We start from the raw sequence: 14,327 nt of genomic DNA on the forward strand, positions 1-14,327 counted from the left end.
TCCTCACTGCAAGCGGTTGCGCAATGCGGCAACCACGTTGAAGGTTTGATTGGCCACCCGATTGCTCGGGTCGGTGAGGGTCAGGCTCAGGCGCACACTGCGGATACGCGCCGGATCACTGGGGTTGGCGCTGTAAGAGGAAGCCGCGACGTCAGTGGCGGACGCGGCCAGGCCGAAGGTCACATTAAAGGCACTGACGTTATTCACCAGCACCTGTTGGGTCGGGGTGCCGCTGCCGCTGCCCATGAGAATCTGGTTGTTGCTGAAGCTGTAGATCAAGCGGCGGATCGGAAAGGCGATCTGCCCGCTCGCCGCCGCCCGCAACCCGGTATAAGCCGTGGCGCTGTTGCGGCAATCAGAGAGCACCGTCCAGGTCGGAGTGCCGCCACTGCCGCCAACATCGGCGGTGACCAGGGTCAGCTTGAGGTTGCTGTTGTCCCAGTTGATCGGCGTGACCTGCGCCGCGTAGAAATCCCCTGCCGAACTCGCGTCAGTAATCGTGCCCAGGCAGCCAAACATGCCGACCATGCGCAGTTCCTGGATCATCTTGCTCAGGACAAAACGCGCGTCTTCCTGCATCGCAGCGGCGGTGTTCTGGCTGACGTAAGTGTTTTTGGCTGCAAGGAACGTCTGCACCACCCCCAGTACGATGATCAGCCCAAGCGCCAACGCGATGAGCATTTCGATCAGGCCGAACCCTCGCTGATCATGCTTCATGGCGTGGCCACCGGGTCGACCGTGGCGCGACTGGTCAGAACGAAGCTGCGTGTGGTACCGGTGGCATTCGCGGCCCGCGAGTCATTCCAGTTGATGGTGATGGTGTACACCCGCTGATTGAGGGTGATCGTGCCCGTGGCGGTGGGCCCGCCGAAATTGACGATGTTGGTGGTGAAGTCGTAAAGATCCTGATCGCGGGCCACGCCGAGATTGCCCGAGGTCGGCGGCGTCACCGTGTAGTCGGCGGCAGCGTTGGCGCGGATGCGGTCCATCATGTCGTAGGCGATAAAGCTGGCCTGACTGGTCATCCGTGAACTGTCGGTGTATTTGAGCGCATTGAGCTGCACGGCGGCTGCGCCCAATATCCCGACCGTCAGAATCAGCAACGCGACCAGCACTTCGATCAGCGACATGCCCTCCTGTGCCTGTGTGCTCCCTGCCCTCATCCGCAACTTCCACCCGATTGAATTCGTCCGTTCAGACACACGTTCAGCGTCCTGCTTTGCGTTCCCAGCACGTAACTGATGACCACCGCTGTCGACGGCGCCGCCAGGCCACCCAGATTATTGAAATCCAGTGCGGACACTCCTGAGGGTAGCGTCAGAGTCGCGCCGCTGCTCATCGCTGGAACAACCCGCAATACATTGGCCGCAGTGCCAGTACCGTCGTAGACCGACAATTCGCCGGTCCACACGCTGCCGCCGGCGCTCGGGCGCAAGCGTGTGGTCACGCCGCGATCAATCGCCTCCAGCCGCGCAAAGTTGATGGCACGCTGCAGGTCGCCCATTTCCGTATCGGCCTTGCTGCTCTGGATCGAGCGGGTGAAACCCGGCACCGCCAGGGTGATGAGGATCACCATCACGGCGACCGCAGCCAACAACTCGGGCAGCGTGAAACCTTTTGTACGATGATCCATCGATGCCCTCCGTTGCCGTCGGCTATACCTGCTTCTACAAACTAGAACATTCGACCGGCCTGCGTCGGTTGATTTGCCCTGCCCGACGAAAAGGATCGTGCCGGGCTTCATGCTCCACGGAGGGAGTCGTCATGCCGCAACAGGGTTTCAGCCTGATCGAATTGCTTATGGGACTGGCGATTGGCGCAATTGTTCTGTCACTGGTCAGTCCGGCGTTCGCCGCCTTCACCGAGTCGACTCATCGCGAGCAGGCAGCGCGGTCGCTGCTCGAGGGCATTCGCAACGCCCGCACCCTGGCCATCACCCGCAACCAGAGTGTGGTAATCCATGGCATCAATGGCGACTGGAGTCAGGGCTGGCGGATCATTCTGGATCTCAACGGCGAGGGGCCGCAGGACAGCAGCAATCCGCTGCTGGTAGAACAGGCGAGTGACGGACGAATACCGATCGTCGGCAATTGGACGGTGAGTCGTTATGTGCGTTTCAGCAGTCTGGGACAACCGCTGATGCCCGGGCGGGCGTTTCAGGCGGGAACGCTACATATTTGCTCAGCGCGCGAGCCGGTCAGCCAACTCCAGGTGGTGCTGGCGGCAACCGGTCGGGTGCGCCTGACCAGCGCAAAGGCTGAGCAGGCGCTGTGCCTGAAGACGAAGAACGTCAGATCGAGCGGACGCGCAGCTCTTTCGGCATCGAGAAGGTGATGTTCTCTTCGCGGCCGGCCAGCTCATCGGCCCCCGTCGCGCCCCAGGCCTGCAACTGCTGGATCACGCCGCGCACCAGAACTTCCGGCGCGGAGGCTCCGGCGGTGATGCCAATGCGCTCAACGCCATCGAACCAGCTTTTCTGCAGGTCTTCAGCGCCGTCGATCAGGTAGGCCGGCGTGGCCATGCGTTCGGCCAGTTCACGCAGGCGATTGGAGTTGGAGCTGTTCGGGCTACCCACCACCAATACCACGTCGCATTCGTCAGCCAGTTGCTTGACCGCGTCCTGACGGTTTTGCGTGGCGTAGCAGATGTCGTCCTTGCGCGGACCACCGATGGCCGGGAAACGTGTGCGCAAGGCATCGATCACGCGACTGGTGTCGTCCATCGACAGGGTGGTCTGGGTCACGAACGCCAGTTTTTCCGGGTTACGCACCTGCAGTTCGGCCACGTCTTTTTCGTCTTCGACGAGGTAGATCGCGCCGCCATTGCTGGCGTCGTACTGGCCCATGGTGCCTTCGACTTCCGGGTGGCCGGCGTGGCCGATCAGGATGCACTCACGACCATCGCGGCTGTACTTGGCGACTTCGATGTGCACCTTGGTCACCAGCGGGCATGTGGCGTCGAATACCTTCAGGCCACGGCCGGCGGCTTCATTGCGCACGGCCTGGGAAACGCCGTGGGCACTGAAGATCACGATGACGTCGTCCGGCACTTGATCCAGTTCTTCGACGAAGATCGCGCCACGGTTGCGCAGGTCTTCGACGACGAACTTGTTGTGCACCACTTCATGACGCACGTAGATCGGCGGCCCGAAGACTTCCAGGGCGCGGTTGACGATTTCGATCGCCCGGTCCACGCCGGCGCAGAAGCCACGGGGGTTGGCGAGTTTGATTTGCATGCTGTGCCTCGTGTCTTGCGCGCAAGAAATAGCGAAAACGGTTGAAAACATTGTGGGAGCGAGCCTGTTGTGGCGAGGGGATTTATCCCCGATCGATTGCGAAGCAATCGTCAAAACAGTCAACGCTTTCCGGCTCTGGATCGCGGTGATCGGATTCGGGGCCGCTTCGCACCCCATCGGGGATAAATCCCCTCACCACAAAAGCCCATTCCCACACTGGTTCTGCTGTGTACTCAGATCGCTTTGACGTTGATGATCTCGACGTCAAAGGTCAGCGTCTTGCCTGACAGCGGGTGGTTGAAGTCGATGGTCACTTGCGCGTCGTCGAACGCTTTCACCACACCCGGCAGCTCAGTATTGGCCGCATCCTTGAAGATCACCAGCAAACCCGGCGACAGTTCCATGTCGACAAACTGCGAACGCGAGATGATCTGTACGTTTTGCGGGTTCGGCTGGCCGAAGGCGTTTTCCGGCTCAACGGTCAGCGTACGCTTGTCGCCGGCCTTGAAGCCGAACAATGCCGCTTCGAAACCCGGCAGCAGGTTGCCATCGCCGACCTTGAAGGTCGCCGGGGCTTTGTCGAATGTGCTGTCGACCGTGTCGCCGTTCTCCAGGCGCAATGCAAAGTGCAAAGTGACTTCCGTGTTCTGGCCGATGCGTTGCTCAGCCAATACCTGTTCAGTCATGAACGGCTTCTCCGGTTTTCTTCGATTTGAACATGTCCAGTGCCAGCATCACCGCACCCACGGTGATAGCGCTGTCGGCGAAGTTGAATGCCGGGAAGTACCAGCGGTTCTGCCAGTGCACCAGAATGAAGTCGATCACATGGCCCAGGGCAATGCGGTCATACAGATTGCCCAGCGCACCGCCCAGCACCAGCGCCAGAGCGACGGCCAGCCAGGTATCGTTGCGGCCCAGACGCTTGAGCCAGACCACCAGCACCGCACTGACCACGATCGCGATCAAGGCGAACAGCCAGCGCTGCCAGCCGGAGCTGTCAGCCAGGAAGCTGAACGCCGCGCCGGTGTTGTAGGCCAGGGTCCAGCTGAAGTAATCGGGAATGATCACGATCTGCTGGAACATTTCGAGCTTGCCTTCGAAGTAGAACTTGCTGGCCTGGTCGATGACCAGAACCAGCAAGCTCAACCAGAGCCAGCTCAGCCGTCCGAAACGGCCAACGGCGTTAGGCATAGTGACGAACCTCGCCGGCGCCATCGATGTTGTCGACGCAACGGCCGCAGATTTCCGGATGCTCCGGGTTCACGCCAACGTCTTCGCGGCAGTGCCAGCAACGGGCGCATTTCGGGAAGGCCGATTTGACGATCTTCAGTTTCAGGCCGCTGACTTCGGTGGCTACCGCGTCCGCAGGAGCCTGAACGAAAGGTGCCACGCTGGCAGTCGAGGTGATCAGGACAAAGCGCAGCTCGTTGCTCAGCTTGGCCAGGTCGGCGCTCAGCGCGTCTTCGGCGAACAGCGTCACTTCGGCTTGCAGGTTGCCACCGACGGCTTTGGCCGCACGCTGGATTTCCATTTCTTTGTTGACCGCCACCTTCACTTCCATGATGCGATCCCAATAGGCGCGACCCAGCTCGAAGCCCTCCGGCAGTTCGGTCAGACCTTCGTACCAGGTGTTGAGCATCACCGACTCGTTGCGCTCGCCCGGCAGGTACTGCCACAGCTCGTCGGCGGTGAACGCGAGGATCGGCGCGATCCAGCGCACCAGCGCTTCGGAGATGTGGAACAGCGCGGTCTGGCACGAGCGACGGGCCTTGCTGTCGGCGCCGGTGGTGTACTGGCGGTCCTTGATGATGTCGAGGTAGAAGCCACCCAGTTCCTGCACGCAGAAGTTGTGGATCTTCGAGTAAACGTTCCAGAAACGGTATTCGCCGTAGTGTTCTTGCAATTCGCGTTGCAGCAGCAGCGTGCGATCCACCGCCCAGCGATCCAGCGCCAGCATGTCTTCAGCCGGCAGCAGGTCGGTGGCCGGGTTGAAACCGGTCAGGTTCGAAAGCAGGAAGCGAGCGGTGTTACGGATACGACGATAAGCGTCCGCGCTGCGCTGCAGGATCTGTTCGGACACCGCCATTTCGCCGGAGTAGTCGGTCGACGCGACCCACAGACGCATGATGTCGGCGCCCAGGGTGTCGTTGACTTTCTGCGGCGCGATCACGTTGCCGAGCGATTTGGACATCTTGCGGCCGGACTCATCGACGGTGAAGCCGTGGGTCAGCAGTTCGCGGTACGGCGCGTGGTTGTCGATGGCGCAACCGGTCAGCAGCGACGAGTGGAACCAGCCGCGGTGCTGGTCGGAACCTTCCAGGTACAGGTCGGCGCGCGGGCCGTTCTCGTGACCCATCGGGTGCGAACCGCGCAGCACGTGCCAGTGGGTGGTGCCCGAGTCGAACCAGACGTCGAGGGTGTCGCTGATCTTGTCGTACAGCGGCGCTTCATCGCCCAGCAGTTCGGCAGCGTCGAGTTTGAACCAGGCTTCGATGCCTTCGACTTCAACGCGCTTGGCGACTTCTTCCATCAGTTCGACGGTGCGTGGGTGCAATTCGCCGCTTTCCTTGTTCAGGAAGAACGGGATCGGCACGCCCCAGTTGCGCTGGCGGGAGATGCACCAGTCCGGACGGTTGGCGATCATCGAGTGCAGGCGCGCCTGGCCCCAGGCCGGCACGAATTTGGTGTCTTCAATGGCTTTGAGCGAGCGCTGACGCAGGGTGTCACCGGACACAGGTTCTTTGTCCATGCCGATGAACCACTGCGCGGTGGCGCGGTAGATCAGCGGGGTCTTGTGGCGCCAGCAGTGCATGTAGCTGTGTTCGATGACGGTGGTGTGCATCAGCGCACCGACTTCGGTCAGCTTGTCGACGATGGCCGGGTTGGCCTTCCAGATGAACTGGCCGCCGAAGAATTCCAGCGACGGCACGTACACGCCGTTGCTTTGCACCGGGTTGAGGATGTCATCGTTGACCATGCCGTATTTCTTGCAGGTCACGAAGTCGTCCACACCGTAGGCCGGAGCGGAGTGAACCACACCGGTGCCAGCGCCCAGTTCGACGTAGTCGGCCAGGTACACCGGCGACAGGCGGTCGTAGAACGGGTGGCGGAAGTTGATCAGTTCCAGCGCCGAACCCGGCGCGGTGGCCAGTACGGTGCCTTCAACGCCGTAACGGGTCAGGCAGGATTCAACCAGCTCTTCAGCCAGGACCAGCAGCTTGTCGCCGATATCCACCAGCGCGTAGTTGAACTCAGGATGAACGTTCAGTGCCTGGTTGGCCGGGATGGTCCACGGGGTGGTGGTCCAGATCACGATCGAAGCAGGCTTGCCCAGCGACGGCAGACCGAACGCGGCGGCCAGTTTGGCTTCATCGGCAATCGGGAACGCCACGTCGATGGTCGAGGACTTCTTGTTCTCGTACTCGACTTCGGCTTCGGCCAGTGCCGAACCGCAATCGAAGCACCAGTTCACCGGCTTGAGGCCCTTGAACACGAAACCGCCCTTGACGATTTCGGCGAGGGCGCGGATTTCACCGGCCTCGTTCTTGAAGTCCATGGTCTTGTACGGGTTGGCGAAATCGCCGAGGACGCCGAGACGGATGAACTCGGTCTTCTGCCCTTCGATCTGCTCGGTGGCGTAGGCACGGCACAGCTCGCGGGTCTTGTCCGCGCCCAGGTTCTTGCCGTGGGTCACTTCAACCTTGTGCTCGATCGGCAGGCCATGGCAGTCCCAACCCGGAACATACGGCGCGTCGAAACCCGACAGGGTTTTCGAGCGGATGATCATGTCCTTGAGAATCTTGTTCAGTGCGTGACCGATGTGGATCGTGCCGTTGGCGTACGGAGGGCCGTCGTGCAGGACGAACTTCGGACGATCCTTGCCAATCTCGCGCAACTTTCCGTACAGGCCAATACTGTCCCAGCGCTGCAGAATCTGCGGTTCGCGCTGTGGCAGGCCGGCCTTCATTGGGAAGGCGGTGTCCGGAAGGTTTAGCGTGGCTTTATAGTCGGTCATTTAAGGCTCTTCATTAGCGATGGGCGCTAGGTGCGGCTAGTGCACGGGCGGCGGCGACATCCGCGTTGATCGCCGTTTTCAGTGCCTCCAGGGAGGCGAAACGCTGCTCTTCACGCAGCTTTTGGTGGAAAACCACCGTCAGACGCCGGTCATACAGATCGCCGGCAAAATCCAGTAGATGAACTTCAAGGTGGGCTTTGCCGTCACCTTGGACCGTGGGCCGCACGCCGATGTTGGCGACGCCTGGCCAGGTCTTGCCGTCGATGTCCACATCCACCAGGTAAACCCCGGTGAACGGCACGCGACGACGCTTGAGTTGAATGTTGGCAGTGGGCGTACCCAGTTGCCGGGCCAGTTTCTGACCATGCAGCACGCGACCGGCAATCCGGTAAGGACGGCCGAGCAAGCGTTCGGCCAAGGCAAAATCGGCGGCGGCCAACGCATTGCGCACCTGGGTGCTGCTGACGCGAATGCCATCCAGCTCGACGGTTTGCGCGGCTTCCACGGTAAAACCGTGGACCTGGCCAGCCTGCAGCAGAAAATCGAAATCGCCAAGGCGATCGCAGCCAAAGCGGAAATCGTCGCCGACTTCCAGATGCTGCACGCCAAGGCCGTCCACCAGGATGGTATCGACGAACTCACTGGCGCTGAGCTTGCTCAGGCGCTGGTTGAATGCCAGGCACAACACCCGGTCGACACCTTCGGCAGCCAGCAGCTGCAATTTGTCGCGCAAGCGGGCCAGACGTGCCGGCGCGGTCTCCGGGGCAAAGAACTCCCGGGGTTGCGGCTCGAAAATCACCACGCAGCTGGGTACGCCCAACTCAAGCGCACGCTCACGCAGCCGGGCCAGGATAGCCTGGTGACCACGGTGAACACCGTCAAAGTTGCCAATAGTGGCGACGCAGCCCCGATGCTGGGGGCGCAAGTTGTGGAGGCCTCGAACCAGCTGCATAACGCGCTTCTTGCTCATAAAGTGGTCGATTATAACCACACCCGACGGTCGACGACAGGCAACACCGTAACGCAAAGTGCTCGAGCCGACAAAACTGCCGGCCCGCGCCCGTATTTAAAGGCTGAAACCTCAGCTCAAAGCCTTGCGATTGAAGTCACGCAGGCGGAAACCGAGCAGCAGCAACATACCGAAATACGCAACCACACCAGCAACCACCAGCGCCCCCAGACGCAGGAAGCGCTCCAGCATGTGCCCCTGATCCCAGGCCGGCATGAAATGCATGCCCAGCAACAGAACTGCCGACATCACCGCCACCGCTACCACCAGCTTGAAACCGAACATGTACCAGCCCGGTTGCGGCTGATACATCTTTTGCTTGCGCAGTTGATAGAACAGCAACCCGGCATTGAGGCAGGCTCCGGCACTGATCGCCAGCGCCAGACCGGCGTGTGCCAGCGGGCCGATCAACACCAGATTGAACAACTGCGTGCACACCAGCGTGAAGATTGCGATTTTCACCGGAGTGCGGATGTTCTGTTGCGCATAAAAGCCCGGCGCCAGCACCTTTATCACGATAATTCCGAGCAGACCGACAGAATAGGCAATCAGCGCACGCTGGGTCATAGACGCATCGAACGCGCTGAATTGCCCGTACTGGAACAGGGAAACGGTCAGCGGTTCGGCGAGAATCCCCAGCGCCAATGCACACGGCAGCACCAGCACAAAGCACAGGCGCAGGCCCCAGTCGAGGATCCGCGAATACTCGTGGCGATCCTTGCTCGCATAGGTCTTGGCCAATGTCGGCAGCAGAATCGTGCCCAGCGCCACACCGAGCACGCCGGACGGCAGCTCCATCAAACGGTCAGCGTAATACATCCACGACACCGACCCGGCCACCAGAAACGAAGCGAAAATGGTGTTGATGATCAGCGAAATCTGACTCACCGAGACGCCAATAATCGCCGGCAACATCTGTTTCATCACTCGCCAGACGCCGGTATCACGCAGGTTCAGGCGTGGCAGCACCAGCATGCCGATCTTTTTCAGGTGCGGCAGTTGATAGAGCAACTGCGCCAGACCACCGACCAGCACCGCCCAGCCCAACGCCATCACCGGCGGATCGAAATAGGGCGTCAGGAACAGCGAGAACACGATCATGCTGACGTTAAGCAAGGTCGGCACGAAGGCCGGCACCGAAAAACGGTTCCAGGTATTGAGAATCGCCCCGGCCAGCGATGACAGGGAGATCAGCAATATATAAGGGAACGTCACCCGCAACAGATCAGAGGTGAGCTGGAATTTTTCCGGCGTGTCGGTAAAACCCGGAGCCGTGGCCCAGATTACCCACGGTGCAGCGATCATCCCCAGCGCGGTAACCAGCGCCAGCACCAGGGTCAGCAGGCCGGAAACGTAAGCGATAAAGGTGCGAGTCGCCTCTTCGCCCTTTTGGCTTTTGTATTCGGCCAGAATCGGTACGAAAGCCTGCGAGAACGCCCCCTCGGCAAAGATTCGTCGCAACAGGTTGGGCAATTTGAAGGCAATGAAAAAGGCGTCCGTCGCCATTCCGGCGCCGAAGGTGCGAGCGATGAGCGTGTCACGGACGAACCCCAGAATCCGGGAAAGCATCGTGATAGAGCTGACAGCGGCCAACGATTTGAGCAGATTCATTGAGGAAATTAGTGCCTGTCGATAAACAGCAGGCGAACAATGCGCCCACTTGTGCGATACTCCGCGCCGCAACAGCACAGAGCCAAAGCTCGCGAGTTTACAGGTCAAGCGCCGGAAATAAATATCCCGCCTCTTTATACCTACCACTTAGCGGAACGTTTCAAGCGCCCTTGACAAGACTTCTCTTCATCGGCATGATTCGCGGCCTATTTTGTTTGCTATTTCCTAAAAAGTCTTTCGAGGAGCTCGACGGTGGCCAACTCACCTTCCGCCAAAAAACGTGCAAAACAGGCTGAGAAGCGTCGCAGCCACAACGCCAGCCTGCGTTCCATGGTTCGTACCTACATCAAGAATGTAGTTAAAGCCATCGACGCAAAAGACGCTGAAAAAGCTCAAGCTGCATACGTTCTGGCTGTGCCAGTTATCGACCGTATGGCCGATAAAGGCATCATCCACAAGAACAAGGCTGCTCGTCATAAGAGCCGTCTGAATGGCCACGTCAAGGCACTGAAAGAAGCTGCTTAATCGACGTAGTCATTAAAAAACCGACCTTAGGGTCGGTTTTTTATTGCCTGCAATTTGATAAACGCAGAGCAAAAAAATGCAGGAGCGAGCAAGCTCACCCCTGCAATTGGTTTTGCGCTGTTACTGCTGGACCGGCACCCACGGCACGATCGGAATTGCGGTTACCGCATTCTGCGGACTCCCTTCGATCACGCGATCGCTGTAAACCAGGTACACCAGCGTATTGCGCTTCTTGTCGAGGAAACGCACCACCTGCATGGTCTTGAACACCAGCGACGTGCGCTCCTTGAACACCTCGTCGCCATCTTTCAACTCGCCCTTGAACTTGATCGGACCAACCTGGCGACAGGCAATCGACGCTTCGGCGCGATCCTCGGCCAGACCCAGACCACCCTTCACCCCACCCGTTTTGGCGCGAGACAGGTAGCAGGTCACGCCGTCGACTTTCGGATCATCGAAAGCCTCGACTACGATTCGGTCATTCGGGCCGACGAACTTGAATACCGTCGACACCTGACCGATTTCCTCGGCCGAGGCCAGCAATGGCAACGCCATCAACAGCCCTAACAATCCTTTTGCCATGCGCATGCGTAATTTCCCTTAGACCAGAATCAGGTTGTCACGGTGAACCAGTTCCGGCTCAGCCATATAGCCCAGCACGCCGACAATCGCATCCGACGACTGACCGATGATTTTTTGCGCCTCAAGCGCACTGTAGTTGGCCAGGCCACGGGCGATCTCACGACCATCAGGTGCCACGCAGACCACCATTTCGCCCCGGCGAAAACTGCCCTGGACCAGTTTCACACCGACCGGCAACAGACTCTTGTGGCCCTGCGACAATGCCGACACCGCACCTTCGTCCAGCACCAGCGTGCCGCGAGTCTGCAGATGCCCGGCCAGCCACTGCTTGCGCGCCGCCAGCATGCCGCGCTCAGGCGACAGCAGCGTGCCGATGCGCTCGCCAGCCTTCAGGCGATCGAGCACTCGCTCCAGACGCCCACCGACGATGATGGTATGCGCCCCGGAACGCGCTGCCAGACGCGCCGCACGCAGCTTGGTCTGCATGCCGCCACGCCCCAGCGCACCGCCGGTGCCACCCGCCACCGCATCCAGGGTCGGATCATCGGCACGCGCCTCGTAAATCAGTTGCGCATCGGGGTTATTGCGCGGATCAGCATCGAACATGCCGTCGCGATCAGTGAGGATTACCAGCAGATCCGCCTCCACCAGATTGGCCACCAGCGCCGCCAGCGTGTCGTTGTCACCGAAACGGATTTCGTCGGTGACCACGGTGTCGTTTTCGTTGATCACCGGAATGACCTTCAGCTCGACCAGCGCACGCAGGGTGCTGCGGGCATTCAGGTAACGCTTGCGGTCGGACAGGTCGTCATGGGTCAGGAGAATCTGCGCCGTGTGCCGACCATGCTCGGCAAAGCTCGATTCCCAGGCCTGCACCAGACCCATCTGACCGATTGCCGCGGCAGCCTGGAGCTCGTGCATCGCACTGGGTCGCGCGGTCCATCCGAGACGGCTCATGCCGGCAGCCACAGCACCGGAAGACACCAGCACCAGCTCGACACCCGCCTCATGCAAGGCCACCATCTGCTCGACCCAGACACTCATTGCCGCGCGATCCAGCCCTTTGCCATCAGCTGTCAGCAAAGCGCTGCCGATCTTCACGACCCAACGCTGCGCACCTGTCACCTTGCTCCGCATCATCTTCAACCTTAGCTTGAGGGCAGCGCGACCCAGCGCCGCCCATGTCGTTATTTGTGACTTGCGATTTCCAGATACTAAAACGCCGCTCGATTGAGCGGCGCTTAAGTTTACTGCAACGAATCAGTCGCGCACGTAAATGATTTCCGGACCGTCTTCATCATCCACATCTTCTTCGTCCCAGTCATCGTCGCCGATGTCGTGGACCGACTTCACGCCGCTGCGGCGCAGGGCACGCTTGTCGTCCAGTGCCTGCAACTGTGCACGAGCTTCGTCTTCGATACGCTGATCGAGATCGGCCAGCTCTTCCTTGTACGCCGGGTCGTTAGCCAGACGATCGGCACGGTCTTCCAGGTAACGCATGATGTCGCGCGTCAGACGCTCAGTGCCTTCTTTGGCGATGGCCGAGATCACGTAGACCGGACCTTCCCACTGCAGGCGATCAACGATTTCCTTGACGCGCTCTTCGTGCTCTTCCTCAAGGATCTGGTCGCATTTGTTCAGCACCAGCCAGCGATCACGCTCAGCCAGCGAAGGACTGAATTTGACCAGTTCATTGACGATCACTTCAGCCGCGTCCGGTGCACTGCTGTCATCCAGCGGCGCCATGTCGACGAGGTGCAGCAACAGACGCGTACGCGCCAGGTGCTTGAGGAAGCGAATGCCCAGACCGGCACCGTCGGAAGCGCCTTCGATCAGCCCCGGAATGTCGGCAATGACAAAGCTTTTCCAGCGGTCGACGCTGACCACACCCAGGTTCGGCACCAGCGTGGTGAACGGGTAGTCGGCAACTTTCGGCTTGGCCGCCGACACCGAACGGATAAAGGTACTTTTACCGGCATTCGGCAAGCCCAGCAGACCCACGTCGGCCAGCACTTTCATTTCCAGTTTCAGGTCGCGCTGCTCACCCGGCTTGCCCGGCGTGGTCTGGCGCGGCGCACGGTTGGTACTGGATTTGAAACGGGTGTTACCCAGACCGTGCCAACCGCCCTGCACCACCATCAGTTTCTGGCCGGCCTTGGTCAGGTCGCCAATCACTTCCTGGGTGGCCGAGTCGATCACGGTGGTACCGACCGGCACGCGCAGGATCAGGTCTTCACCCTTCTTGCCGGTGCAATCGGTGCTGCCGCCGTTGGAGCCACGCTCGGCATCGAAGTGCCGGGTGTAACGGTAGTCGACCAGGGTGTTGAGGTTTTCGTCGGCCATCATGTAGATGGAACCGCCGTCACCGCCATCACCGCCGTTCGGGCCGCCGTTTTCAATGAATTTTTCCCGACGGAAACTCATGCAGCCATTGCCGCCGTCGCCAGCTTTTACGCGGATCGATACTTCGTCTACAAACTTCATAACTCAACGCCTCTCGCCATACGGACGAGCCGAAAAACAATCAAGACATAAGACTCTTGCAAAAATGAGCGCAGCGACCCCAAAACACGACCTGCATCGCACGCCGACAGCCCATACAAACAGTTTTGCAAGAGACTCACCCCACAAACGAAAAAGCCCCGTCGCAAGACAGGGCTCTTCCAGCGATCTCGCGATTAAGCCGCGACAACGCTCACGTAACGACGACCGAAGGCGCCTTTTACTTCAAACTTGATCACGCCTTCGATTTTCGCGAACAGGGTGTGATCTTTACCCATGCCAACGCCGTAGCCAGCGTGGAATTGGGTGCCGCGCTGACGTACGATGATGTTGCCGGCCTTGATGACCTGGCCGCCATACATCTTCACGCCAAGGCGTTTGGCTTCTGAGTCGCGACCGTTACGGGTACTACCACCAGCTTTTTTGTGTGCCATGAGTTCAATTCTCCTAGTGAGGAATTAGGCTGTAATTAAGCCTGAATACCGGTGATTTTGATCTCGGTGAACCACTGGCGGTGGCCCATACGCTTCATGTGGTGCTTACGGCGACGGAACTTGATGATGCGGACTTTATCGTGACGACCTTGGGAGATCACTTCAGCCTTGACGGTTGCGCCAGCAACAACAGGTGCGCCGATGTTCACGTCGTCGCCATTGGCGACCAGCAGAACGCGGTCAAAAGTCACGGATTCGCCAGTAGCGACTTCCAGTTTTTCGATCTTCAGGTATTCACCTTCAGCGACCTTGTATTGCTTACCGCCGGTAACGATTACTGCGTACATGGTATTTCTCCGATAATCCTGCTCACCCAGCTCTTTATAAGAAGAGGTATTGGCTGGCATGGCTGCA

Annotated in this window: 16 protein-coding genes; 2 read left to right on the forward strand and 14 right to left on the reverse strand. The window is 59.7% G+C overall.

Annotated elements, in window-relative coordinates; translation table 11 throughout:
* Nucleotides 1-3: 3 nt before the first annotated feature.
* From HXW87_RS27930 to HXW87_RS27940, 3 genes are read right to left on the reverse strand one after another with little or no spacing between them, the layout of a single operon-like run.
* Nucleotides 4-717 (reverse strand): prepilin-type N-terminal cleavage/methylation domain-containing protein, encoded by a 714-nt coding sequence (locus tag HXW87_RS27930; RefSeq protein ID WP_047296646.1) that lies wholly within the window; start codon nucleotides 715-717, stop codon nucleotides 4-6.
* A complete protein-coding gene (gene pilV / locus HXW87_RS27935) occupies nucleotides 714-1,163 on the reverse strand; it encodes a type IV pilus modification protein PilV (protein WP_041065314.1) in 450 nt (149 codons plus the stop codon). Before pilV ends, HXW87_RS27930 begins: the two co-directional genes overlap by 4 nt.
* Nucleotides 1,160-1,633, reverse strand: coding sequence for a GspH/FimT family pseudopilin (locus tag HXW87_RS27940; protein WP_121187261.1), 474 nt, complete (start codon nucleotides 1,631-1,633; stop codon nucleotides 1,160-1,162). The genes pilV and HXW87_RS27940 overlap by 4 nt, the downstream gene beginning before the upstream one ends.
* A gap of 131 nt (nucleotides 1,634-1,764) precedes the next feature.
* Between HXW87_RS27940 and HXW87_RS27945 the strand changes: the two genes are divergently transcribed.
* On the forward strand, nucleotides 1,765-2,334 hold the full coding sequence (locus tag HXW87_RS27945; RefSeq protein WP_239778166.1) for a GspH/FimT family protein: 570 nt from the start codon (nucleotides 1,765-1,767) through the stop codon (nucleotides 2,332-2,334).
* Here HXW87_RS27945 and ispH read toward each other — a convergent pair.
* The 6 genes from ispH to murJ all read right to left on the reverse strand — a co-directional run bounded on the left by ispH (nucleotide 2,291) and on the right by murJ (nucleotide 9,870).
* Nucleotides 2,291-3,235 carry a 4-hydroxy-3-methylbut-2-enyl diphosphate reductase gene (ispH, locus tag HXW87_RS27950; protein ID WP_086792860.1) on the reverse strand — a complete coding sequence of 315 codons (945 nt, stop codon included), beginning with the start codon at nucleotides 3,233-3,235 and terminating at the stop codon, nucleotides 2,291-2,293. The genes HXW87_RS27945 and ispH overlap by 44 nt on opposite strands.
* A 233-nt stretch (nucleotides 3,236-3,468) precedes the next feature.
* Nucleotides 3,469-3,906, reverse strand: coding sequence for an FKBP-type peptidyl-prolyl cis-trans isomerase (gene fkpB, locus HXW87_RS27955; RefSeq protein ID WP_179295010.1), 438 nt, complete (start codon nucleotides 3,904-3,906; stop codon nucleotides 3,469-3,471).
* A gap of 7 nt (nucleotides 3,907-3,913) precedes the next feature.
* The gene (lspA, locus tag HXW87_RS27960; protein WP_007963824.1) at nucleotides 3,914-4,426 is read right to left on the reverse strand and encodes a signal peptidase II; all 513 of its coding nucleotides are present in this window, start codon (nucleotides 4,424-4,426) and stop codon (nucleotides 3,914-3,916) included.
* Nucleotides 4,419-7,250, reverse strand: coding sequence for an isoleucine--tRNA ligase (gene ileS / locus HXW87_RS27965; protein ID WP_047296655.1), 2,832 nt, complete (start codon nucleotides 7,248-7,250; stop codon nucleotides 4,419-4,421). Before ileS ends, lspA begins: the two co-directional genes overlap by 8 nt.
* A 13-nt stretch (nucleotides 7,251-7,263) precedes the next feature.
* Entirely contained in the window at nucleotides 7,264-8,202 is a 939-nt protein-coding gene (ribF, locus tag HXW87_RS27970; RefSeq protein ID WP_003228347.1) for a bifunctional riboflavin kinase/FAD synthetase, read from the reverse strand.
* A 129-nt stretch (nucleotides 8,203-8,331) separates the two neighbouring features.
* Nucleotides 8,332-9,870 (reverse strand): murein biosynthesis integral membrane protein MurJ, encoded by a 1,539-nt coding sequence (murJ, locus tag HXW87_RS27975; RefSeq protein WP_095668282.1) that lies wholly within the window; start codon nucleotides 9,868-9,870, stop codon nucleotides 8,332-8,334.
* A gap of 252 nt (nucleotides 9,871-10,122) precedes the next feature.
* Here murJ and rpsT point away from each other — a divergent pair, with 252 nt between their 5' ends.
* Entirely contained in the window at nucleotides 10,123-10,395 is a 273-nt protein-coding gene (gene rpsT / locus HXW87_RS27980) for a 30S ribosomal protein S20 (protein WP_003228351.1), read from the forward strand.
* Between the two features lie 120 nt (nucleotides 10,396-10,515).
* Here rpsT and HXW87_RS27985 read toward each other — a convergent pair whose 3' ends face one another.
* The 5 genes from HXW87_RS27985 to rplU all read right to left on the reverse strand — a co-directional run bounded on the left by HXW87_RS27985 (nucleotide 10,516) and on the right by rplU (nucleotide 14,260).
* Nucleotides 10,516-10,983: a CreA family protein gene (locus HXW87_RS27985; RefSeq protein ID WP_003228353.1), complete on the reverse strand. Its 468-nt coding sequence runs from the start codon at nucleotides 10,981-10,983 to the stop codon at nucleotides 10,516-10,518.
* A 12-nt stretch (nucleotides 10,984-10,995) separates the two neighbouring features.
* Nucleotides 10,996-12,114, reverse strand: coding sequence for a glutamate 5-kinase (gene proB / locus HXW87_RS27990; protein WP_041065290.1), 1,119 nt, complete (start codon nucleotides 12,112-12,114; stop codon nucleotides 10,996-10,998).
* Between the two features lie 123 nt (nucleotides 12,115-12,237).
* Nucleotides 12,238-13,461, reverse strand: a complete 1,224-nt coding sequence (gene cgtA / locus HXW87_RS27995) for an Obg family GTPase CgtA (protein ID WP_041065287.1) — start codon at nucleotides 13,459-13,461, stop codon at nucleotides 12,238-12,240.
* Nucleotides 13,462-13,655: 194 nt separating this feature from the next.
* Nucleotides 13,656-13,913, reverse strand: coding sequence for a 50S ribosomal protein L27 (gene rpmA, locus HXW87_RS28000; protein ID WP_003228360.1), 258 nt, complete (start codon nucleotides 13,911-13,913; stop codon nucleotides 13,656-13,658).
* 35 nt (nucleotides 13,914-13,948) lie between these two features.
* Nucleotides 13,949-14,260 carry a 50S ribosomal protein L21 gene (gene rplU, locus HXW87_RS28005; protein ID WP_003228361.1) on the reverse strand — a complete coding sequence of 104 codons (312 nt, stop codon included), beginning with the start codon at nucleotides 14,258-14,260 and terminating at the stop codon, nucleotides 13,949-13,951.
* Nucleotides 14,261-14,327 lie beyond the last annotated feature (67 nt).

Origin of the sequence: Pseudomonas sp. Y5-11 (assembly GCF_022368695.1) — a bacterium.
Taxonomy (GTDB): Bacteria; Pseudomonadota; Gammaproteobacteria; order Pseudomonadales; family Pseudomonadaceae; genus Aquipseudomonas; species Aquipseudomonas parakoreensis.